This window comes from Hydrogenovibrio thermophilus (genome assembly GCF_004028275.1).
In the GTDB taxonomy this organism is placed as follows: Bacteria; Pseudomonadota; Gammaproteobacteria; order Thiomicrospirales; family Thiomicrospiraceae; genus Hydrogenovibrio; species Hydrogenovibrio thermophilus.
Genome location: NZ_CP035033.1, coordinates 597,858 through 620,890 on the forward strand (window position 1 = coordinate 597,858; position 23,033 = coordinate 620,890).

Here is a 23,033-nt window from a genome sequence, read left to right on the forward strand (position 1 = left end):
TACCCGGGCAGTCTCATACCTCACTGTTCGGGTAACGGCCAGCTAGCCCCGAAACTAGCTGGTTTTCAATTTATTTAGTTGTGTTCATTTCAACAAGTGACCACACCTAAATATTTTGAGAGCTTTGCACGAGATGGATGCACGAATAAAAATGGCTAAAATTTCCCTGAATGTCGTTGAAAAACTGGTGAATAGCTCGCTATTCGCTGCGTTTTCCGCCTAATTCAGAAAAATTTTATCTCATTTTTCTATCGCGCCCCACTCATGCAAAGCTCTCATTTTGAATGATGACTTGCCAACGGAGAAATAACATGTCGGAAATTAATGCCTTAGATCCTAGCCAATACATGATTAAAGACGAACCGTTTTACCGTCCGGTATCGGATGAAATCGAATTGTTCGAGTCCGGATATGCCTCCCGAATGCCGATTATGTTGAAAGGCCCGACGGGGTGCGGTAAGTCGCGTTTTGTAGAATACATGGCGCACAAACTCGGTAAACCGTTAATCACGGTGGCGTGTAACGAAGACATGACCGCTTCCGATTTGGTCGGGCGTTACCTGATCGATATCAACGGGACTAAATGGCAGGATGGTCCTTTGACTGTCGCCGCGCGTATTGGCGCCATCTGCTATCTGGATGAGGTGGTCGAAGCCCGTCAGGACACCACGGTTGTGATTCATCCCTTGACGGACCACCGTCGCGTGCTGCCATTGGACAAAAAAGGTGAGCTGGTCGAAGCCCACCCGGATTTCCAATTGGTGATTTCCTATAACCCGGGTTATCAGTCGATGATGAAAGACTTGAAACAATCCACCAAGCAGCGTTTCGGTGGGTTCAAGTTCGACTATCCGGAAGAAGCGGTGGAAGCCGACATCGTTGCCAAAGAAGCGGGCATTGATCAAGCCACGGCCGAGAAGCTGGTTCAAATCGCGCAACGTTCCCGTAACCTGAAAGGGCACGGTCTGGACGAAGGGATTTCCACCCGTCTATTGGTGTACGCCGCGCAGTTAATTAACAAGGGTGTTGATCCGAAGAAAGCCTGTACGATGGCTTTGATTACGCCATTGACCGACGACGATGACATTTTGGATACCCTCTTGACCACAGTCGATACTTTCTTTGAATAAACCCTTTGAATAAATCAAAAGTGGCCAGGCCTGGCTGTTTTGACCAGGCCTGGGAGAAAGGTCTAAACGACGGAATAACAAGAGAGAATCGATATGAGTTTTGATATGCAGGAAGTCAAGGAATCCTTGATTGAAAGCGTTCCTCAGTTAGAGGAAATGCTGGATTCATTGATCCAAGAGGCTTCACACCACATGTCGGAGGCGTCGCGTCAGACCTGGTTGCAAAATGCCCAGGGGATTGCGTACCTCGGTAAAGGGCAACAGATTGTCATCAGTTATCTGGAAGCCGTGCCGCAAGTTGTGTCGCAGGTCGAAGATGAAATTCTGGATGACGTTCTGGAAACGGTGATGAAATTGTCGTCGGTGACATCCGGTGAAGTGGTGGCTTTGACATTGGATTCGTTGCCGTTGGTTGCGGAAAGAACCGGCGATATCGACCTGCTGAGACAATACCTGGCGCTAATTTACCAATTGGGCTCCAAAACCCCGCGTGGTTTGAGACCGATGCTGGGCATCATCGATGATTTGATGTCGAAGCTGACCGTCTCCGGCTTGCGACGCTGGGCGCAATGGGGGGCGCAAGCACACGCCCGTAATTTCCAGGCGCAGATGGATTATTTCGGTTTGCAATCGGAAGATTCCAAGGCGGTGTTCCAGCAGCAGCGTAAAGGCTCGCTGTTCATCGATTTTCATCGTCCGATCAACTTTTATTTGCGAGCGTTTTGGGCGCGCGATTTCTTCATTCGCCCGGCGGCGTCGGATTTCGATGATTTCAAACCGTTCTATGAAAACATGGCCATGCACTTGCCGGATGCCTTGAACGATTTGGGCGACATCAAAGGGGCGGAATTGTATCGTGCCATGGCCGCGCACATGGCGTCGCACTTGATGTACACCTCGGCCGCGATTTCGATGGAACAGTTAAACCCGCAACAGATGTTCTTTATCGAACTGATTGAGGACGCGCGCGTTGAATACAATGCCATCAAACAGTTCCCAGGCTTGAAAAAGCTGTGGATGAAAGTAGCCAAAGCCGGAATGGAAGCGGCGGAACTGCCGGAAAATACCACGGCGTATCGCTTGGAACAGTTGGCTTTTGCGTTGATGGATAAAGAATACCCGTTTGACGATGAGCCGTTGACGATGGTGGTGGACCAGTTCCACGATCAGGTCGAAGACAACCTGGAAAACGAAAAATGGTCTTGGGATTTGGGGATGACTTTGTATAACGTCCTGAACCAGGCCATGAGCAAATGGGAATCCTTGACCGACATCAGCCGGATGCGTTTCCCATATCGTGACGACAACCGTTTGGTGTGGGCGTCTGACGAGTGGGGCGAAATGGATGGCACCGGTGCAGGGCACCAGGAAACCGTACGCAAGCACGTGTCGGTCATGGAAATGGTCAATGAAATCGATTCCGAACTGCAAGACGTTGACCATGATGAAGTCTGGGTGCTGAATTCAGAATTCTTCCCGTATGAAGACAACGGCGTTTCCTTTAACGATATGGAAGGTGTCGATCCGGTGTCCGACCCGGTTCATTACCATGAATGGGATTACCGTGTGCAGTTGAACCGCCCGAATTGGGTCACCTTGTACGAACATCGTGCCAAGAAGGGCGATCCGGAATTGTATGACCGAATTCTGGAACAGAACAAAGGCATCGCACATCGCATCAAGCAAATCGTCGATAAACTGCAAGCCGTTGGTTTGCAGCGTATCCGCCGCATCGAAGATGGGGATGAACTGGATTTGAATGCCTGTGTGGAAGCGATTACCGCGTTGCGCATGGGACAGGAACCGGATCCGCGCATCACCATGAAAAACGTGATTCGCAGCCGGGAAGTGTCGGTGGTGATTCTGCTGGATTTATCCGAATCCACCAATGAATATGTCACTGGTGAAGACAAAACGGTACTGGAAGTGACGCAGGAAGCCGCGATTTTGGTGTCCCACGCCATTAATGGTATCGGTGACCAGTTTGCGGTCCACGGCTTCTCGTCCGACGGGCGTCATGATGTTCAGTACACACGTTTCAAACAGTTCGAAGAGCCGTTTGATGCCGATGTACACGCCAAACTGGCCGGTATGCAAGGCGGTTTGTCGACCCGTATGGGCGCCGCGATGCGTCACGCCGGGGCGTATCTGGAAAGACAATCCAGCAAGCAAAAATTGTTGTTGGTGATTACCGACGGTGAACCGGCCGACATCGACGAAAAAGACAGCCAGTATTTGAAGCAGGACGCGAAAAAGGCGGTTGAAGAGTTGCAAACCAAAGGGGTGTACTCTTATTGTTTGACCATCGATCAGTTTGCCGACAAATATGTGCAGCAGATTTTCGGTCAGAACCGCTATGCGATTGTCGATAACGTCTTGCGTTTGCCGGAAAAATTGCCGACACTGTTCGCCAACCTAACCACATAATAAAAGAAAAGGGGCTGTCATGGACGCTCAACAATTTTTAACCGCCGTGTCGGCGTTGTCGGATGACGATTTTCAGAAAGTTCTTAATGGCTCGACTTTAGTCGTCGTTCAGGATCGGGGGTTGCGTCTTGGTAAAACCGACGATGCCTTCGTGATTTATGAATTGGGTGAAGATCCGTTCGATACGGTAGCGTCGCTGAAACAATACCTGATCGATAACGTCGAAGATTTGTTGCGGGATTATTATCAGTTCAACCCGATTAGCAAAGAGTTCTTTCAGGCACGCTTGCGCGAGTTGATGCTAGAGCATGGCGAAGCGGCATTCGCGGCACAGCCGAATAACTTGCCGGAAAAAGCCGTGTTTGTCGAACAGGGCGAACTGGTATGTGAAGGGCAAGAAAGTCCACGCTTCAAATACGGTTTGTATTTACGATTGGATGAAGCCATGCCGGCAATGGCCGTGAGCAACAAAGTTAAAAACTGGTTGCAATCCGGCTCCGCTTACGGCGACTACATCAGTGTCAATGTGTGCCGTTTCAGCGCATTTTAAGTTTCGTTAATCCACATCCTGGTCGGCGTCATCTTCGATGCCGTCCAATTTCTTCACTTTTTTGAAGGCCTTTTTGACCGCTTTTTCGATGCGGGCTTGAATTTCCAAGTGTTCCTGTCCGGACATGTAAAACGACATATCGATATCGTGACGAATGTAACGGGGAGCGATACGGTTCAGGGCAATGCAGGCCATATCAGCCAGCTGGTTATCCGTCAGGCCGGAATTACGGTAGTTTTCCTGAATAAAGTTGAACACCGGTCTTTCGTAGTAGTTATGAACGGTTTCTAAAGCAGACATCATCACTCTCCTTCATGAGCGGATCTTAAAGCGGAACTTTGCCGCCATCGGCTTTAACTATACCGAAATTCCAGGCATAAAAAAAGCACTCCGCAGAGTGCTTTCCCATCACCTCAATTCGCAAAGGAGTCTATCAGCTAATCGCTTCGCGTTTGATGGCACGGTGACCGATGTCGGTACGATGGTATTCGTCCTGCCATTTGATTTTGGTCACGGCTTCATAGGCTTTTTGCTGCGCTTCGGTAACGTTTTCACCCAATGCGGTGACGCAAAGCACGCGTCCACCGGAGGTGATCACTTCGCCTTGGTCGTTGGTGGCTGTGCCGGCATGGAACACTTTGGTGTCAACGCCGTTGGCATCGTCGATGCCTTTGATGACGTCGCCTTTACGGTAGCTGTCCGGGTAGCCTCCGGCCGCTAACACCACACCCAAAGCGGCACGCGAATCCCATTTAGCGGATACGGTATCCAGCTTTTTATCCAAGGCCGCCAGGCACAGTTCTTCCAAGTTCGATTGCAAACGCATCATAATCGGTTGGGTTTCCGGATCGCCGAAACGGCAGTTGAATTCCAGGACTTTCGGAGTACCGTCGGCGGTGACCATCACGCCGGCATATAGGAAACCGGTGTAAGGCAAACCGTCTTTCGCCATGCCTTCGATGGTCGGACGGATGACGTCGGCCATAATGCGGTCATGGATTTTACGGGTCACGACTGGTGCCGGCGTGTAAGCGCCCATGCCACCGGTGTTCGGACCGGTGTCGCCATTGTCGCGCGCCTTGTGATCCTGAGAGGTCGCCATCGGCAGGATGTGTTCGCCGTCGGCCATGACGATGAAGCTGGCTTCTTCGCCTTCCAGGAATTCTTCGATGACTACGCGGGCACCGGCGTCGCCGAATTTATTGCCGGCCAGCATGTCTTCGACCGCCGCGATTGCTTCGGCTTCGGTGTCGGCCAAGATGACGCCTTTACCGGCCGCCAAGCCATCGGCTTTCACCACAATCGGTGCGCCCATTTTTTCAATGTAGGCGACCGCGGGCGGGATTTCGGTAAAGACTTCATAAGCCGCGGTCGGAATTTGATGCTTGGCCAGGAAATCTTTGGAGAAGGCTTTGGAACCTTCCAACTGCGCGGCACCTTTGGAGGGACCAAAACACTTCAAACCGGCGGCTTCAAAGGCATCGACCACGCCAAGCACCAGCGGGACTTCCGGGCCGACGATGGTCAGTTCGACTTGGTTATTTTGAGCAAAATCGACCAGGCCTGGTAAATCTTCCACTGCAATCGCAACGTTTTTCAGTTTCGGTTCCAGAGCGGTTCCGGCATTGCCCGGCGCGACGAAGACGGTTTCGACGTTTTCCGACTGAGCCGTTTTCCATGCCAAAGCATGTTCACGACCGCCGCTTCCAATCACTAATACATTCATTTGTCTTGTTTCTCTTTGTTTAACCACGAAGACATAAAGTCACGAAGTTTTTGATTAACCCTAAAGGAAAATTAAGTTTAGTCTGTAAGAGTAATGAGCGCTTTGCTCAAGTTTAAGGCGGGAAAATGACCCGAAGCGCAGCCTACATAAAGTAGGTGAGCATCGGAAGCATTTTCTCAACGCCGAAATTGAGCAAATAAGCCATTACGGTTTACATCAATGTTTAAAGTGGCGCATACCGGTGAACACCATCGCGATGCCGTGTTCGTCCGCCGCATCTATGACTTCCTGGTCGCGCATGGAACCGCCCGGGTGAATCACCGCAGTGATGCCGGCTTCGGCGGCCGCGTCGATGCCATCGCGGAACGGGAAGAACGCATCGGAAGCCATGACGGAGCCCGGGACTTCCAGTCCTTCATCGGCGGCTTTGATGCCGGCGATTTTAGCGGAGTAAACACGGCTCATTTGACCGGCGCCCACCCCAATGGTCATGCCGTCTTTCACATAGACGATGGCATTGGATTTCACGTATTTCGCGACTTTCCAGGCGAACTGCAAATCGGCCATTTCTTTTTCAGTCGGCGCGCGTTTGGTGACGACTTTCAAATCGCTTTCGGCGACCGTGCCCAAATCGCGGTCTTGTACCAGCAAGCCGCCGGTGACGCGTTTGTAGTCATAAGCCGGTTGCTGTTCGCCCAATTCGCCACACACCAGTAGGCGAACGTTTTGCTTGCTGGAAACAGCTTGTCTGGCTTCGTCGGACACGCTTGGCGCGATAATGACTTCCACGAATTGACGGTCGATAATCGCCTGGGCCGTTTCGGCGTCCAACTCGCGGTTAAAGGCGATGATGCCGCCGAAAGCGGACGTCGGGTCGGTTTTGTAAGCGCGGTCATAGGCTTCGAACACGCTGTTACCGATGGAAACGCCACATGGATTGGCGTGTTTCACGATGACGCAAGCGGTGTCGTCGAAGGTTTTGACCAGTTCCAATGCGGCGTCGGTATCGGCGATGTTGTTGAAAGACAGTGCCTTACCTTGCAACTGTTCGGCTGTGGAAACCGACGCTTCGCTGGCGTTGCGCTCGGTGTAGAACGCCGCCGATTGGTGCGGGTTTTCGCCGTAGCGCATGGATTGTTTTTTCACATACTGGGTGTTGTAAGTACGTGGGAAGGTATCGGCTTCGTCCTCACTGAACATTTTGCCGAAGTAGTTTGAGATGGCACCGTCGTAGCGCGCGGTTTGCTCGAAGGTTTTGATGGCCAAATCGAAACGGGTGGCGTGCGCCAGCTGACCGTTGTTGGCTTGCATTTCCGACAAGATGCGGTCGTAGTCGGCCGGGTCGGTGACGACGGCGACGTCTTTGTGGTTCTTCGCGGCGGAACGCAACATGGTCGGGCCGCCGATGTCGATGTTCTCAATGGCGTCTTCCAGACTGCAATCCGGCTTGGCCACGGTGGCTTCAAACGGATAGAGATTCACCACCACCATATCGATCGGGTCGATACCGTGTTCAGCCATCACCGCGTCGTCGGTGCCGCGACGCCCCAATAGCCCGCCATGGATTTTCGGGTGTAGGGTTTTGACGCGGCCGTCCATCATTTCCGGAAAACCGGTGTATTGAGAGACTTCCGTCACCGGTAAACCGGCTTCGGACAGCGCCTTATAGGTTCCACCGGTGGACAGGATGGCGACGTTCATGTCGGTGAGGGCTTTGGCAAACTCAAGAATGCCGGTTTTGTCTGAAACGCTAATGAGGGCGCGACGAACAGGTTTCATAAAATGGAAATCTCCAGAAAGTTAGTTTTAAATGTTTTTAATGGTTGTTTTGCCCAGGCCTGGTGCTTTTGGCTTTTGTCAGGCCTGGGTGATTTTGTATTGTTGTATTTTTTTTCTCAGGGTATTGCGGTTGATGCCCAAAATTTCCGCCGAGCGGGTCTGGTTGAACTCGGTCTTATGGAGGACAAATTCGATCATCGGGCGCTCGACTTGGCTGATGACCATTTGATAGACATCACTCGGCACTTCGTCCTGTAATGTCTCGAAGTAGTTCGTCAACGTATTGGTGACGTGGGTGCAAAGAGCATGGTCCGCAGGTGTTTGTGTTTTTTTTGATGTCATGTGCTTATGTCAGCTTAGGTCATAGAGTATCAAAATAACGATTGATTAAGTCGAGTTGCGCTTGGGTGTTTTCAAACCGGTTAAATTCTTTTCGCAGTGCCGTACCCGCCGGCAGGGACTGACTGTACCAGCCCAAATGCTTGCGGGCGATTTTGTAACCCAGCGCGGCTCCGTACAATGTTTCCAGTTCGGAAAGGTGCCGAATCATCACCTCATGGAATTCGTTCATGGTGGGCGGTGCCAGCAAGGTGCCGTGGGTGAGAAAATGACGTATCTCCCTGAAAATCCAAGGATAACCCTGAGCGCCTCGACCCACCATGAGGCCATTTGAGCCTGTGTATTTTAATACAAATTGCGCGTCTTTTGGGTGACAAATATCGCCGTTGGCAATCACGGGCAGCGCAACCTGTTGTTTGACGGCTTTAATGGTGTCGTATTCGGCTTGCCCTTGAAATTTGTCTGCCCAGGTGCGGCCATGGATAGTGACGGCTTTCAAGCCATAGTGTTCGGCCATCTGTGCGATGTCCACCGCATTGATGTTGTCGGTGTTGACGCCGGTGCGGATTTTGACCGTGACGGGAATGTCGAGTGCCGCCGTCATGGCTTGGAAAATCGCTTCAACCCGGTCCGGTTGACCTAACAGGGCGGAACCGGCGGCCACGTCGCACACTTTTTTGGCGGGGCAGCCCATATTCAAATCAATGACGTCGGCGCCTTGGGATTGTTGCCATAAGGCGGCTTCCACCAGTTCCTCCGGTTCGGTGCCGAGCAGTTGAACGATGCGCGGTGCCTGTTCCGTTTGGTCGGCATGGCGAGTGGACGACTTGGCGGATTGCCAGAGTTGTTTTTTGGACGCGACCATTTCCGACACCGCATAGTCCGCGCCGTTTTCGCGGCAAATGTCGCGAAACACCCGATCGGTGACACCGGCCATCGGTGCCAAGGCCAGGCTGGGAAGGGTTGGGTGTTCAAAGGGGAGCGTCATTGGATTAAGCCGTTTGAGTCAAACCGTTCGGGATTAAGCGTTCTTTTGGAAACACAGCAGGGACCAGTCGTCTAGGTCTTGCTGTTCCAGTAGGGCAAAGCCCTGCTGGTCATAGAAGGCGATGAGTTCCGGCGCTTGGTTGGTCAACAGGCCTGAAAGCACCAAGGTGCCTTCCGGTTTCAGTAAACGGATGAATTCTGGCGCCAGTTCTTTGAGTGGGCCGGCGAGAATGTTGGCCACCAGTAAATCCACCGGGGCGGCTTGGAAGTCCTTGACCAGTTTAAAGTCGATGTCGGCCTGGTTGCGTTCGGCATTTTGTTCGCTGGCGATAATGGCTTGCGGGTCGATGTCGGTGCCGCGGACGTCAGCCGCGCCCAACTTTTGCGCCGCCAAGGCCAGAACGCCGGAACCGCAACCGTAGTCGATGACGTTCAGGCCGGTCGGTGCGTGTTGGTCCAGCCAGGTTAAACACAAAGAGGTGGTTGGGTGAGTGCCGGTGCCGAATGCCATGCCGGGGTCCAGCATCAGGTTGACGGCATCCGGCTCCGGTGGTGTGTGCCAGCTCGGTACAATCCACAATCGTTGGCCGAACCGCATCGGTTCGAACTGGTCCATCCAGGCGCGCACCCAATCTTTGTCTTCCAGCGCTTCAACTTTGTATTGCGTGGCGGCGATGCCGGGTAGAAGATTTTCCAGGCTGGACACAATGGCTTGTGTATCGGTTTCGGCATCGAATAACCCCACCACGCGGGTGTGTTGCCAAATCGGCGTGGTGCCGAGTTCCGGTTCAAAAATGGGTTGGTCCTTGGCGTCTTCAAAGGTGACGGAACAGGCGCCGACTTCCATAAAGGCATCGGAAAGCGGTTCCGCAAGAGCTTCTTCGACAGTGGCATTGATTTGAATCCAGGCCATGGTGGGTTCCTTTAAGCGTGTTGTGTTCGCCGTTTGGGGTTGTCATGAAACAAAAAACCACGAAAGCGGTACTTTCGTGGTTTGATGGACGCGCGTGTTGGAAACAGGTTAAACCAAGTGTTCCAAGCGGTGCTCCAGATAATGGATGTTTTGCTCGCCTTCGCAGAAGCCCAGATCGTTCATGATCTCGCGTTGCATGCGAATGTTGGTATCGATGCCTTGAATAATCAATTCATCCAATGCCGTATCCATTCGTGCAATCGCCGATTCACGGTTCGGACCGAAGCAAATCAATTTGCCGATCATGGAATCGTAGTTCGGTGGCACCGGATAGCCGGTATAGATGTGTGAATCCCAGCGAACCCCGATGCCGCCGGCCAAGTGCAGACGATCGATTCGTCCCGGTGACGGAATGAAGTTTTTCGATGGGTTTTCGGCATTGATACGACACTCGATGGCGTGCCCCGTCAGTACCACGTCTTCCTGTTTGATGGTAAGCGGGTTACCCATGGCGATTTCGATTTGCGCTTTGACCAAATCGATGCCGGTGACCTGTTCGGTGACCGGGTGCTCCACTTGCAGACGGGTGTTCATTTCAATGAAATAGAACTCGCCTTTTTCATACAGGAACTCAAAGGTCCCGGCTCCGCGGTAACCGATTTCGATGCAGGCGTTGACGCAGGCCTGGCCAATTTTGTTACGTTGTTCTTCGGTAATGCCCGGTGCCGGCGCTTCTTCCACCACTTTTTGGTGGCGACGTTGCATGGAACAATCGCGCTCGCCCAGGTGGATGGCATTGCCTTGGCCGTCGGCCAGTACCTGGATTTCAATGTGGCGTGGCGTTTCCAGGAATTTTTCCATATAGACTTCCGGGTTGCCGAAAAAGCTGCCGGCTTCGGATTTGGTCAGTTGGATGGATTTCACCAGGTTGGATTCGGTGTGCACTACACGCATGCCGCGTCCGCCGCCGCCGCCGGAGGCCTTGATGATAATCGGGTAGCCGATTTCTTTGGCAAGGCGCTTGTTTTCTTCATCGTTGTCGCCCAAAGGGCCGCCGGAACCGGGAACCGTCGGGACGCCGGCGGCTTTCATGGCTTTGATGGCGGAGACTTTGTCGCCCATAATGCGGATGGTTTCCGCTTTCGGACCGATGAAAGCAAAACCGCTTTCTTCGACGCGTTCGGCAAAGTCGGCGTTTTCAGACAAAAAGCCATAACCCGGGTGGATGGCTTCCGCGTCGGTGATTTCCGCCGCGGCGATAATGGCCGGAATGTTCAAATAACTTTCAGAGGACGGTGCCGGGCCGATGCAAACGGATTCGTCCGCCAGCAAAACGTGCTTGAGGTTGGCATCCGCCGTGGAATGAACCGCAACGGTTTTGATGCCCATTTCCTTACAGGCTCTTAATACCCGTAGGGCGATCTCTCCGCGGTTGGCAATCAGGATTTTTTCAATCATGCAACTTCCCTATTATTCGATGATGAACAAGGCTTGACCGAATTCAACCGGCTCGGCGTTTTGGACCAGAATCTTTTTCACGGTTCCGGAAACGTCGGCTTCGATCGGGTTCATGATTTTCATGGCTTCAATGATGCAAAGGGTGTCGCCGGCAGAGACTTGGTCACCCACGCTGACGAAAGCGTCGGCGTCCGGGGACGGTGAGGAATAGAAGGTGCCGACCATTGGTGAAGTCACGCTGTGACCGCTGACCTCCGCCGCAGGGGCTTCTTCGGAAGTCGATTCGGATGCCGCTGGAGCGGAAGCCGGAGCCGCCGCAGGGGCCATTGGCGCCGCTTGATAAGTGGCGGCCGGTGCGGAAACCATGACCGGTTCTTTGCTGCGGGTAATGCGGATGTTGTGCTCGCCTTCCTTGATTTCGATCTCGGCGATGTCAGATTGTTCAACAATTTCAATCAATTTGCGAATTGAACGAATATCCATGTTCTCTATTCCTCTTAAGATAGTCTTTGATGTAATCGGTTTATTTCAATTTTTCAACAGCGGCCGCCAGAGCCAGTTGGTAGCCAATCGGACCCAGTCCGGCAATCACGCCTTCAGCTAGGTCGGAAAAGTAGGAATGGGTGCGGAAGGCTTCCCGTTTATGGATGTTGGATAAATGCACTTCGATGAACGGAATTTTTACCGTGGCGAGCGCATCCCGAATGGCCACACTGGTGTGTGTGAAAGCGGCGGGGTTGATGATGATGAAATCGATTTCGTTTAAAGCGGCTTGAATGCGTTCCACGATTTCGTGTTCGGCATTGCTTTGGAAATTGTAAAGTCGTACTTCGTAATCGTCCGCCAGGTTTTCGAGTTCTTCGATAATGTCACCGAGCGTTTGGCGGCCGTAGTGTTCCGGCTCGCGCTTACCGAGCATATTGAGATTCGGACCGTTGATTACCAGTATGTTCGCCATGCATCTTTCCTAAGGCTGTTTCAGCCGTCTCAAACGGGGTTTGAAGATTAAATTGTTGAAAATTATACCTGAAAGTTCGGTTTGACGATATACAAAAGCACAAAAAAAGACGTGAAAGTTCGTGAAATGCTGTGAAGTGGTGGTGAAGTTTAAAAATGGTAAGGTTTGGTCATGTTTTGGGTGAAATGGTGTGAGTTTTGTGGGGTTTTACCGGATGGTACTTAGTGTTGAAACCGGCCAGGCCAGGCCGGTTTTGAAGCTTAAGCAGTGTGATTTCACTGACTAAGAGTTAGGCTATTGAAATGAATTGTGGATGTGTTGCATAAAGGCGTCCGGCTTTTTAAAACCGACGACGCGTTGGGCTTTCTGCTCTTGCTCCTTGTCAAAGAACAGAATGGCCGGCGGGCCGATAATGCCGAACGCTTTCATCAGTTCTTTGTCGTTGGCATTGTTGGCGGTGACGTCGGCTTTCAGCAAGGTGACGTTTGATAAGGCCTGCTGAACGGCCGGATCGGAAAAGGTGTAGGCTTCCATTTCCTTGCAACTGACACACCAGTCGGCGTAAAAGTCGAGCATAATGGGCTGGCCTTTCGCGATTTCGGTATTCAACTCATCCAGCGTGCTGATTTTTTTGAAGTTCAAATGGGCTTGAGGCTGCGACATGGAACCGCCAGTGCTCTGGAGCCCTTTTAGCGGCTGCATGACGTTTTGGCTGCCGCCGGCTAAGCCGATGAGCATAATGACACCGTACACCAGGAAAATCACCCCGATGGTTTTGGCCAGTTTGTGCCAGCCGGATTTATCGCCAATGGCTTCCAAGGCGCCAAGGTAAACGCCGGAGCCAATCAGCAACGCCGCCCAGGCGAACAGAATCATCCAGCCCGGCAGAATCCGTTCGGCCATCCAGATGGCGACCCCCAGCATCAGCACACCGAAGATGGCTTTGACGTTGTCCATCCATGCGCCGGCTCTCGGTAACAGCTTGCCGGCCGAGGTGCCTAGTAATAATAACGGAACGCCCATGCCGAGACTCATGGCAAAGAGTGCGGTACCGCCCAGCAACGCATCGCCGGTTTGGCCGATGTAAATTAATGCCCCGGCCAAAGGTGGTGCGACACAAGGCCCGACAATCAAGGCCGACAGGAAGCCCATGACGGCCACGCCGGTTAAGGTGCCGCCTTCCTGTTTGTTGGACAGGTTGGTGATTTTGGATTGCACGCTGCTCGGCAGTTGCAATTCATAGAAACCGAACATGGAGAAGGCCAGGGCCACGAAAATCAGCGCAAAGGTGCCGATAATCCATGGGTTTTGGAACATGGCTTGCAAGTTTTCGCCAAACAGGCCAGCCAAGACGCCAGCCAGGGTGTAAGTGATGGACATGGCCAGCACATACACCAGCGACATGGTGAAGGCTTTGCGTGTGGTGAGTTGGTCGCCCTGACCGACGATGATGCTCGACAGAATCGGAATCATCGGGAAAACGCACGGCGTTAGGGACAGCAATAGGCCGAACAGGAAGAAGGTGCCGATGACGATCCAGACCGAGCTGTTTTGCAAGGTGCTGGTGATTTGGTCGGTTTCCGACAGGGCTTCCTGAGTGTTGGCCGTGGAGGGCGTGTTTGCCACTGCGGGGGCAACGGTGAAATCCGCCGCTTTCAAGGTGGCGGTTTGATGGGCCGGTGGATAGCAAACACCGGATTCGGCGGAGCAGCCTTGGTAAGAAATTTCCACTTCGGCCGTGTCGGCCAGATTTTGCACCGGCAGCAGGGCTTGGAAATCGCCATGATAGACTTTCACGTCGCCAAAGACCGGGTCATTGGCCGGTGTGGCGGGTGGCAGTTGCAGGGCGCCTAAGTCGGCCTTGCCCTGTGTCAGCTGGGTTTTGATCTTGTCTTTATAGAGGTGATAGCCTTCGGCGACTTTAAAGTTCAGAACCAAGTGGCCTTGTCCGTCCGGTTCGGCACTGAACTGGAAGGCTTCGTCGGCCGGAAGCAGTTCCACTTCCGCGCTGTCGACAATCAAATCGTTCAAGGCGCTCAGAGCATTTTCAGACGTTTTTGTTTGTGCAGACGGCAAATCCACGGTGACGGTTTTGCTTTGGGGCGGATAGCACACCCCCAGTTCTTCGGCACAGCCTTGGTATTTGACGGTCAAGGTGGCCTGTTGCGCAGTGCCGGAATAGGGCTGTGAAACCGTTAAGTCATGTTTGAAAACTTGGGTTTTTCCGAAAAGCGGATCGTCTTTGGTGATCGGTGTCGGGAAAACCAACGGGTCGAGTTGGATGTCTTTCGAAGAGGTTTCAACCGCAATACGCTTTTGATACAGATAATAGCCGTCGGCGATTTTCCATTGGAGCTGGATGTCGCCGTTTGCCACTTTGGCCGGTTGCAGGGCAAAGGCTTGGTCGACGTCCAACAGCTCATCCGAGGCTAAGGTGTGATGACCCCAAAGAAACAAGAAGAAGGCCAGAAAATTTGTCAACAGCGCTGTTTTTTTCATTTTACGGTCACCTTGAAAAAACGATTTAAAGACTTATGTATACTGTAAGCGTATAAGTGAGTTGTGATTTTAACGTAGAATCTTCATTATATGTTGTGCAAACTTTGTGTAAATAGGGGTAAACCCCAGTTTGCACACCTTGTTTTTAACCACGTCTAAAGAGACCCGTATGTTTAAAGTTTTCTTCCTGTTGTTTTTGTTGGTGCCCTTGATCGAGCTGTATGTGCTGATCGAAGTGGGCAGTGAAATCGGTGCGCTGCCGACCATTTTGTTGACGATATTGACCGCGATTGTCGGTGCGGCCTTAATGCGCCATCAAGGCGTCGCCACTTTGCAAAAGGCTCAGAACAGCTTGGCGCAAGGGCAGGTGCCGGCGACCGAGATGATGGAAGGTATGTTGATTTTCCTCGGCGGTTTGTTTCTGTTGATTCCCGGTTTGATTACCGATGCCTTGGGCTTTTTGTTGTTGATCCCGCCAATTCGTCATGCCTTGGCGAATAAAATCATCGCACAGCGTCAAGCGGAGTACGCGCGCTATAAAGGTCAGGTGTATGAAGCCGAATGGACCGAGCAGACTGAAGACGGTATTCGTCATGTGCACGTGATTCAGTCCGGTTCGCCGAAAGCGGAGCCGGATGTGATCGAGGGCGAAGTGTTGGATGACGATTCCGGTTCGGATAAGAAGCCGAGACCGAAGTAGCGCTCAAATTTTGTTCGATTGTCTGATATAAAGAAAACGCCCAAGCCTGGGCGTTTTTTGTATTGGAAGTGTCCTTTAAAGGCTCGTCTTTTAAAGCGATTCCAGTAATTCGGAATAGCCTTCGCGGTAGCTTGGGTATTTGAATTGATAGCCGGTGGCTTTGACTTTGGCGTTGGAAAGTCGTTTGTTACTGCGTTGTGCGCGGCTGTTTTCAGTTGGTTCCCGGTGTTCAATGTTCGAGACCGACAGTTGTTCCGCCAGCCATTCATAGACATCGCACGTCAGAGTCGGTTCATCGTCAACGCCAATGTATAAAGGATCCAAATTCGGTTGTTCCATCAAGTGTTCGAGTAAGCCGACGCAATCCTCCGAGTGGATGCGGTTGCTGTAAACGTCTTCCATGCAGTGGGCCTTGCCTTGCAACACCATATCAATCAAATAGGTGCGCCCCGGGCCGTAAATGCCGCCGAAACGAACCACCGTGCCGGGGAAGGGTGCGTTTAGCGCTAATTCTTCACCTTCCAGTAAGCGTCGGCTGGAAAAGTTTTTACCTTCCGCTGGACTGTCTTCGGTGACTTTTTCCCCTTCGGACTGGGTAAAGACGGATGAGCTGGAAATGAAAAAGAGGTGTTTGGGGGATTGGTCTTTCAGGGCATCGATTAAATGCTTGAGACCCATGACATAGGCTTTGTAATAGGATACGTCGTTATAGCTCGGAGCCGAGACAATGTAAAAGATATAGTCCAGGTTCTCCGGTAGTTCCGGCAGCTGGCTGAATAGATCGGCTTCAATCGGATGAATGGGCGCTGTAATCTGTGAGGCATCGCGTCGAATACCGAAGACTTCGTGGCCTTTTTCCGATAGGCTGACACCTAAGCGACACCCTAGATCACCACACCCAGCAATAAGAACTCGCGCCATAGTTTTTACCCTTTCTTTATGACCGCTTTTGGTCGCATAGTATCACAAAAAAGCGAAAAGGGAATATAACAAATCCATGACATCGAAAATTAAGTTGGCAGGCATAAAAAAAGCCGCTCGAGGAGCGGCTTTTAAGCGGTTTGTTTCGACGCGGAATTAGAAGTTCATGCGAAGAGACAAGGTGTAGCCCATTTGAGAGTGTTTAACCTCATGGGTTGTCGCGCTTGGGTTTGTTGAACCTGAAAGAAACCCTGTGTCAACTGTCTTTTTAACTTGTGGTGCATAGACGACCGCACCATCTAAAGACAAGTTTTTGGTTAAGCTATAACCGCCACCGAATGTGAAGTGAGATTCAACGATTCCTGGGAAGAAGTGGTTGTTGAACATATTTGTAACTTGTGCTTTATAGGAAGTGGAACCGTCTAATTTATCGATTGGGTCTTCGCCGTAGTTGTACCCAATACCGGCCCAGAAGCGGTTTCCTGAGTATTTAGCCCCAACACCAAAAACATTTTGGTCTTTCCAATTAAAGTCTTTATAACCTTTGGCATCGCCCCACTTGATTTGTTTGGCGTCCGCCGTCAGCATAAAGCTACCCATCGTGTAAGCAACCCCTGCTTTGATTTCAGCAGGTTGTTCCAAGTGGTCACCAAACGCTTCTTTAAAATCACTAGCTGGGTTTACAAACCCTTCAGAAGCAACGGAAATTTGGTCTTTATACTTCATGTCAATGGCGGATTGATAGGCTAAAGCGATGGTTAAATCAGAAGTGATGTTAAAATAACCACCTAAGTTATAGCCATAACCAATATCGGATGACATGCCGTTACCTCTATTTAGGACATTACCAAAAGTAGGAGAGGTAGGGTTTGAGTCGAATTGTTTGTAATTAATATCCAGCGCGCCATATTGAATAACAGGGGCAAAGCCAATGCCGAATTTATCTGAGTTATAGGAAATGCTTGGTGCAAATTTCATCAGCTGTAAATTACTGTAGCCATTAAATAGTACACTACCATTACCATTTACACCCGGGCTAGCATCTTGCGTGTCGTACCCTGCATTATCTCTGTAGTCGACCCCCATACCGGCTGAGCCAAAGATGCCTAGGCCAAAAGCCCAATTTTCATTGATACGAGTGGACAATGAAACTTCAGGAATGATATTGCTGTCATTATCACTGGTTTGTGAAAAGTATGTGCCTTGTCCTGTCATATCCGCAACATTTGTTGTGGCTTTAACATTTGGCTTGAACAGAGTGCCGCCGATGGCAAATTCAGTCCCTTGTGACTTACCAAGCAAAGCCGGGTTGGTCAGAGCGTTTTCAGAACCAAAGAATGCGGCTGTCCCTGTTCCACCAAGTGCGCGAGATTGGGCACCGAGGCCGATTAGGTTGTCACCGTTGGTTGCAAGAACAGGAGTAGAAGCCATTGCAGTGGTTGCAATTGCTAAAGCGAGTCTTGTTTTTTTCATTGAGTTTCTCTCTTTTCGTTATCAAATAAGTTGATGCGTGTCTTCCTGTTGTTTCGTTGCTTACCTAAGGAGGAACGGCACGCTGTTTTTGGTCAGAAACTAATATGCCGAAGAGAAAAGTCATTTAATAATCAAAAAAATTTATCTGGGATTAGGTGGGATTAATTCGTATTGTTTGATTGGTTGGTTTTGGTGAAGGTAAAGGCTTTTTTTCGATCTAAGTTGTTGAAAATAAACAATTGAAGCATTTAATAATATAATTATTTTCTTATGTTTTGGTCATAACGTATTGAAATGAAAATAATTTTATGAGAGAGCATGAATTTTTTATTATGAGTTTCTAATATTATTAAAAAATGATTTTAACGTCCCTGATTCTGGAATTCGGTGGGTCAAACGACAGCTTTTTATTTCCTTATGGCTGGAGGGTCTGTTTCTAGATACCATTATTCCTAACAGAGGCGGATATATGGCTCGGTGTCGTAAATTAGAGATAAGGCATTTTAGAAGGACAGCGGGGTAATTTAAGCGGGCAGGGTTCTCAAGCTGACTTATTAGGCCGAAGATGATGAACAGTAGATACAAAAAAAGCCCGCATGGAAGCGGGCTTTGTTTTTAGCAAGTTAAACCGGTCTTAGAAAGCGCCGGACTTACCTTTTTGCAGCATTTCCCACATGGTGTCACGTACTTGCATGGTCGCTTCCTGCAATTCAGGAGGCATTTTTTTACCCATTTTGATAGCCATGTCCATGTTCATGGTGTAGATGTGTAAACCATCTTCTTCTTCGATGATGTTTACGCGGCAAGGCAGGAAGCCACCCATGGCAGGTGAGAAGTCAACCATTTTACGAGCGGTTTCCGGGTTACAGAAAGACATGACGTGAATGGTTTTGGACTCGATGCCACGTGCTTTCAATTCTTCAGATAGTGGTAGTTCACCGACGTTTTTGATGTTGCGGTTGATGCCGACATTGTTGATGGCATCGATCACGTCCTGCAACTCAACACCGTCTTCCACCTTGACTTCCCACATGGTGGCATCAGCGATATCACCGTCTGCGGCAACCCACTTATCCCAGATTTGCATGAAAGTTTCGCCTGCGCCATCGTTTAGGTTGTTGATGGCGTTCACGGTTCCACAACCACTTAGTGTTGCAATGGCACCGGCGATAAAGGCGGCTTTAAAAAAGTTTACTAGTTTCATTGAGTCTTTCTCCGTTGCTTTGTAATCAAGGGGGCTTGATTGTGGTCAAAAGTGCTTGGGCTTAAGCGTTTAAGTCGTTCGGCATTTTTGACGCATTTTTTATTTGCTTGATTTGAATCAATTTTCAGCAACCAAGGTTACTCTTGTTATTTTTAAAATAAAAATTAATTTTTTTGTGTAGAGATAATTTTCTTTTATGAAAATAACCAGTTCCTAATATAATTTTTTTATTAAATGATGAAATACGTAAAAATTAGATGAGCTGAAACCCTAGAGAATACAGTGCTTTATCGAATTTTTGGTGGCCGGTTTTTTTGACTGGGTGCTGGTACCATTCGCGGTGTACGGGGTAATGCCTACGGTAATATTCATATTTTTTATGGGTCTCTATTATATTCTTTGTTCTAATGGCTAAATCGTCTTCTTCTGGCCGGTAACACTGTGCCAGCAAGGCTTTCAGGTCGATCTCGAGATTTCCTGAAACTTCGGGAGTAATTAGTGCTGGTGGCGCGGGCAGAATGTGTGGCCAGTCGATCTTTGGCTGTGTTTCCCAATAGTCGCACAGTGCAGAAAAAACCATTTGGCTGCCGGCAATTTTGGCATCCAGGGCATGGCCCGCGATGTGCGGCGTGGCAATCAGCGCGGTTTGATAAAGCGTTTCGTCGATATTCGGTTCGTTTTCCCAACAGTCGATGATGTTGGCTTTGGTTGGCGTTTTTGCCCAGGCCTGCTCGTCGATAATGCCGCCACGCGCGGCGTTAATGATGATTTGATGAGGCTGAATTCGACTCAGTTTGTCTGCAGACAATAAGTGATGGGTCGGGTGTGGCCCATCATAGTTCAGTGGCGTATGAACGGTAATGATGTCGGCCGACAAGGCAGTATCCAGGTCCACAAAGCCGGTCAGGTTTTCTTGTTCCACTCGCGGTGGGTCATTTAATAAGAGTGTCATGCCCAATGCCGCGGCTTTGTCGGCTACGCGTTTGCCGACATGGCCGACACCGATAATGGCGAGGCGTGAGTCGGCGAGTTTGAAGTCTTTTGAAACGGCCAGATTAACAATGTTGGTGATGACGTATTCGGCCACGGAATTGGCATTGCAACCTTGAGCGGAATAAAATGTGATCCCTCGTTGTTTCAGATACGCTTGGTCGATATGGTCTAAACCGACGACGGTACTGCCGACAAATTTCACTGGCGTTGTGTCCAGTAAGGCTTGATTGACCTGAGTTCGGGAGCGCACGATTAATGCATCGGCTTTTTTTAAGCTGTCACGGGTGATTTCCTTACCCGGTAGCGTAATGACTTGGCCGAGGTGTGAAAAAATTTCCTGAGCATAGGGGACGGCATCATCGATGACGAGGGTTTTGTCGTGTGTCATAAGTGTCTTCCGCGATTGAGTGAAAGTGGTTCGTTTCCTGATTGCCTATTGTAGCAAGAGGTTTGGTTTCCAGGTAGCCGGAAGCCAAGTACTTCGGTCAAGATTGGACGACGGGGTGGAATCCGATACAATCGGGCAAGGCTTTCAATTCAGCCCATAAAAAATAAAGAGTTAGAAACATTATGAAGTCATCAAAATTCACCGATCGCATTTCGGGCGCAGTTGGCGAGCTGGAGGTCAGATTGACCAGGCCTGGCGATTTATCGTCATCCGAAAATGCGGCGCGCCGTTGGGTGGTTTTAAGTCATCCGCATCCGCAGTTTGGTGGCACCATGGATAATAAGGTGGTAGCAACGCTTGAAAAGGCCTTTCAAGGCCTTGGCTATGGCACTTTGGCCTATAATTTCCGTGGGGTTGGGGCGTCGGAGGGCGAATATGATGGCGGTGAGGGTGAACAAATGGACTTGGTGGCCGTTGTGAATTGGTTGCGGGATCAGGAAGACGTCAATGAGCTGGTGTTGGCAGGGTTTTCGTTCGGCAGCTATATCGCTTTGCAACAGGCGGAAGCCTTGCAAGCCGATGCTTTGTGTACGGTGGCTCCGCCGGTGTCGATGTATGATTTTACCGGTTTGTCCCCGACGATGCCTTGGGTGCTGATTCAAGGCGGTCAGGATGAAGTGATTGATAGCCAAGAAGTCTTGCAGTGGGCGATGAGTAGAGAATCGGTACCGGATATCTTCTGGCGTGCGCAAGCCAGTCATTTTTTTCATCGTCAGTTGGTTTGGTTGAAAAATATCGTGACGGCGGTCTATTGAGTCTTTGCGTAGACGTTTTTAAAAGCGGTTAAGCCTCGGTTTAAGTTTAAGGCGTTTTGCCATTCTTAATTATTAACGGCTTTGTCGGGAATCTTTTTTGCTGAACACTGGCATATAAGAAAATTCTTATATATAATTCAAATTCTTTAATATAAGTAATTACTAATATTCTAATGCGTTTGAGTTATCGCGTTGGGAGCGGTAATGTTGTTTTCAGTGACGAAAACGGCTTGCCGGACGGATAGGTGCTTGATTCCGAAGCTTTTAAAAGCTTGTTGAGTCCTATTGATGTTAGCGGTAATAAAGACCGAATTTTAAGTCTGTTGGGAACTAATTTTATGAAGCCAAATGTATTAAGGGTATTCAAACCCGTCTCTTTACCTTTAATCTCCATTTTGATTTCAGGCCTGGCGACTTCCGCGGCGGCGGCACAGTTGGATTTCAAGTCCTGCGTGGAAACCGCTTTGGGCCAAAACCCGGAAATGGAAGTCAGTCAGTATCGTCTGCAACAAGCCAAATACGCTTTGGCGGAAGCCGATGCTAACCGGATGCCGCAAATCACCGCCTCCATGACCGGCACCAACTCGAATAACGCTCTGAATGTGTTTGGTATGAAATTAAACCAGCGGGATGCGAGTTTCCGTGACTTTGGTTTTGCCGATATGAATAAAGGGGTAGATTATGTTCCTGGCGATTTGAATGAACCGGGGAGTTATACGGATTTCAATACCCGTCTGGAAGTGATGATTCCGGTCTGGAATGGCGGCAAGGTTTCGAGTTATCAAAACCAAGCCAAGGCGATGATTAAAGCAGCACAGCACGGCGACAAGGCCGTGCAACAGCACTTGACCTACAATGTCTATCAAGCCTATGAAGGCGTGCACACCGCGCGCGCTTTCGTCTCCGTCGCAGAACAAGCCGTTAAAGCTTCGGAATCCTATGTTCGAACCACGAAAAATCTGGTGGAACAGGGGGTTGTGGTTCGCTCCGAGTTGTTGAGTGCCAATGTACACTTGTCGGAAGCCAAAACCGCTTTGGAACAAGCGCAAACACAAGAACAGATTGCCTTAGATAATCTAAGAACCCTGATGGCGTTGGATCAAAATGCACCATTGGATGTCGGGCCGCGTATTGATATTTCATTGCCGTCCGATTCCCTACCGGAATTGACCAATATGGCGACCAGCACCAACCCTAAGTTGGAAGCTTCCCGTGAAGAGTCCCTGTCAAAGCGTGCCGCCATCGATGCCAGCAAAGCCGATCAATATCCCAATTTTAATATTATGGTTCGTGGCGATACTTATGATGAAAATCTCGGTTTCGATAGCCAGTCTTATACGGTCGCGGGGGTGGTCTCCTGGAAAATCACCGATTTTGGCGTGACGGCCAATAAAGTGGACCGCGCACGTGCTTTAGCCAGTGAGAAACAGGCGGCACTTCGCTCTCAGGAAAACCAAACCCGTCTGGCGGTGTTGAAAGCCTGGCGGACGTTGCAAGTGGCGGAAAAACAAGTCACGTCGAATCAATTAGCAGTCAAGCAAGCCGAAGAGGCTCAGCGTTTGATTATGAAACGTTATAAAGGTGGTATTGCCACCATGACCGAGGTTCTGGCGAGTCAGGCACAGCTCGATAAGGCACGAGCGAATTTGGTCAATGCTGTTTTCGAGAAAAATATACAAAAAGCTACGTTGCGCCTTGAAACCGGCACCATGAGTGTCGAGCAACTGTAACCAAACCATAGAATCGAATTTCAAAATTTTAAAGTTTTTTAAA

The 23,033-nt window shown here is 50.2% G+C and carries 20 protein-coding genes; 6 read left to right on the forward strand and 14 right to left on the reverse strand.

Annotation, left to right across the window (positions count from 1 at the left end; all coding sequences use genetic code 11):
• Window positions 1–311 precede the first annotated feature (311 nt).
• The 3 genes from EPV75_RS02775 (at window position 312) to EPV75_RS02785 (ending at window position 4,107) form a co-directional block, all read left to right on the forward strand.
• Window positions 312–1,130: a CbbQ/NirQ/NorQ/GpvN family protein gene (locus EPV75_RS02775; protein ID WP_029939717.1), complete on the forward strand. Its 819-nt coding sequence runs from the start codon at window positions 312–314 to the stop codon at window positions 1,128–1,130.
• Between the two features lie 93 nt (window positions 1,131–1,223).
• Window positions 1,224–3,557, forward strand: coding sequence for a nitric oxide reductase activation protein NorD (locus tag EPV75_RS02780; RefSeq protein ID WP_029939718.1), 2,334 nt, complete (start codon window positions 1,224–1,226; stop codon window positions 3,555–3,557).
• A gap of 19 nt (window positions 3,558–3,576) precedes the next feature.
• Window positions 3,577–4,107 carry a hypothetical protein gene (locus EPV75_RS02785; RefSeq protein WP_128384387.1) on the forward strand — a complete coding sequence of 177 codons (531 nt, stop codon included), beginning with the start codon at window positions 3,577–3,579 and terminating at the stop codon, window positions 4,105–4,107.
• Window positions 4,108–4,113: 6 nt separating this feature from the next.
• Here the strand turns inward: EPV75_RS02785 and EPV75_RS02790 are convergent, their stop codons facing one another.
• From EPV75_RS02790 to dsbD, 10 genes are all read right to left on the reverse strand, one after another.
• The gene (locus EPV75_RS02790; protein ID WP_225972376.1) at window positions 4,114–4,410 is read right to left on the reverse strand and encodes a late competence development ComFB family protein; all 297 of its coding nucleotides are present in this window, start codon (window positions 4,408–4,410) and stop codon (window positions 4,114–4,116) included.
• 130 nt (window positions 4,411–4,540) lie between these two features.
• Window positions 4,541–5,833 carry a phosphoribosylamine--glycine ligase gene (gene purD, locus EPV75_RS02795; protein ID WP_128384388.1) on the reverse strand — a complete coding sequence of 431 codons (1,293 nt, stop codon included), beginning with the start codon at window positions 5,831–5,833 and terminating at the stop codon, window positions 4,541–4,543.
• A 216-nt stretch (window positions 5,834–6,049) separates the two neighbouring features.
• On the reverse strand, window positions 6,050–7,612 hold the full coding sequence (gene purH / locus EPV75_RS02800; RefSeq protein ID WP_128384389.1) for a bifunctional phosphoribosylaminoimidazolecarboxamide formyltransferase/IMP cyclohydrolase: 1,563 nt from the start codon (window positions 7,610–7,612) through the stop codon (window positions 6,050–6,052).
• Window positions 7,613–7,690: 78 nt separating this feature from the next.
• On the reverse strand, window positions 7,691–7,954 hold the full coding sequence (locus tag EPV75_RS12410) for a helix-turn-helix domain-containing protein (RefSeq protein ID WP_029939723.1): 264 nt from the start codon (window positions 7,952–7,954) through the stop codon (window positions 7,691–7,693).
• 19 nt (window positions 7,955–7,973) lie between these two features.
• Complete coding sequence (dusB, locus tag EPV75_RS02810) at window positions 7,974–8,939, reverse strand: tRNA dihydrouridine synthase DusB (RefSeq protein WP_128384390.1); 966 nt, start codon at window positions 8,937–8,939, stop codon at window positions 7,974–7,976.
• Window positions 8,940–8,972: 33 nt separating this feature from the next.
• Window positions 8,973–9,851, reverse strand: coding sequence for a 50S ribosomal protein L11 methyltransferase (gene prmA / locus EPV75_RS02815; RefSeq protein WP_128384391.1), 879 nt, complete (start codon window positions 9,849–9,851; stop codon window positions 8,973–8,975).
• Window positions 9,852–9,959: 108 nt separating this feature from the next.
• Window positions 9,960–11,309 (reverse strand): acetyl-CoA carboxylase biotin carboxylase subunit, encoded by a 1,350-nt coding sequence (gene accC / locus EPV75_RS02820; protein WP_029939726.1) that lies wholly within the window; start codon window positions 11,307–11,309, stop codon window positions 9,960–9,962.
• Window positions 11,310–11,321: 12 nt separating this feature from the next.
• Window positions 11,322–11,792 (reverse strand): acetyl-CoA carboxylase biotin carboxyl carrier protein, encoded by a 471-nt coding sequence (accB, locus tag EPV75_RS02825; protein ID WP_128384392.1) that lies wholly within the window; start codon window positions 11,790–11,792, stop codon window positions 11,322–11,324.
• Between the two features lie 40 nt (window positions 11,793–11,832).
• Entirely contained in the window at window positions 11,833–12,267 is a 435-nt protein-coding gene (gene aroQ, locus EPV75_RS02830; protein ID WP_029939728.1) for a type II 3-dehydroquinate dehydratase, read from the reverse strand.
• Window positions 12,268–12,561: 294 nt separating this feature from the next.
• Entirely contained in the window at window positions 12,562–14,766 is a 2,205-nt protein-coding gene (dsbD, locus tag EPV75_RS02835; protein ID WP_128384393.1) for a protein-disulfide reductase DsbD, read from the reverse strand.
• 169 nt (window positions 14,767–14,935) lie between these two features.
• On the opposite strand from dsbD, the gene EPV75_RS02840 reads away from it, so the two are divergent.
• Window positions 14,936–15,466 carry an FxsA family protein gene (locus tag EPV75_RS02840; RefSeq protein ID WP_128384394.1) on the forward strand — a complete coding sequence of 177 codons (531 nt, stop codon included), beginning with the start codon at window positions 14,936–14,938 and terminating at the stop codon, window positions 15,464–15,466.
• A 90-nt stretch (window positions 15,467–15,556) separates the two neighbouring features.
• Here EPV75_RS02840 and EPV75_RS02845 read toward each other — a convergent pair whose 3' ends face one another.
• From EPV75_RS02845 to EPV75_RS02860, 4 genes are all read right to left on the reverse strand, one after another.
• On the reverse strand, window positions 15,557–16,387 hold the full coding sequence (locus EPV75_RS02845; protein WP_128384395.1) for an SDR family oxidoreductase: 831 nt from the start codon (window positions 16,385–16,387) through the stop codon (window positions 15,557–15,559).
• 156 nt (window positions 16,388–16,543) lie between these two features.
• Window positions 16,544–17,860, reverse strand: coding sequence for an OmpP1/FadL family transporter (locus tag EPV75_RS02850; RefSeq protein WP_128384396.1), 1,317 nt, complete (start codon window positions 17,858–17,860; stop codon window positions 16,544–16,546).
• A 634-nt stretch (window positions 17,861–18,494) separates the two neighbouring features.
• Window positions 18,495–19,064, reverse strand: a complete 570-nt coding sequence (locus tag EPV75_RS02855) for a DUF302 domain-containing protein (RefSeq protein WP_127120114.1) — start codon at window positions 19,062–19,064, stop codon at window positions 18,495–18,497.
• A gap of 253 nt (window positions 19,065–19,317) precedes the next feature.
• Window positions 19,318–20,445, reverse strand: a complete 1,128-nt coding sequence (locus EPV75_RS02860) for a 4-phosphoerythronate dehydrogenase (protein WP_128384397.1) — start codon at window positions 20,443–20,445, stop codon at window positions 19,318–19,320.
• Between the two features lie 182 nt (window positions 20,446–20,627).
• Here EPV75_RS02860 and EPV75_RS02865 point away from each other — a divergent pair, with 182 nt between their 5' ends.
• Window positions 20,628–21,260: an alpha/beta hydrolase gene (locus tag EPV75_RS02865; RefSeq protein ID WP_128384398.1), complete on the forward strand. Its 633-nt coding sequence runs from the start codon at window positions 20,628–20,630 to the stop codon at window positions 21,258–21,260.
• A 338-nt stretch (window positions 21,261–21,598) separates the two neighbouring features.
• The gene (locus EPV75_RS02870; RefSeq protein WP_128384399.1) at window positions 21,599–22,990 is read left to right on the forward strand and encodes a TolC family protein; all 1,392 of its coding nucleotides are present in this window, start codon (window positions 21,599–21,601) and stop codon (window positions 22,988–22,990) included.
• Window positions 22,991–23,033 lie beyond the last annotated feature (43 nt).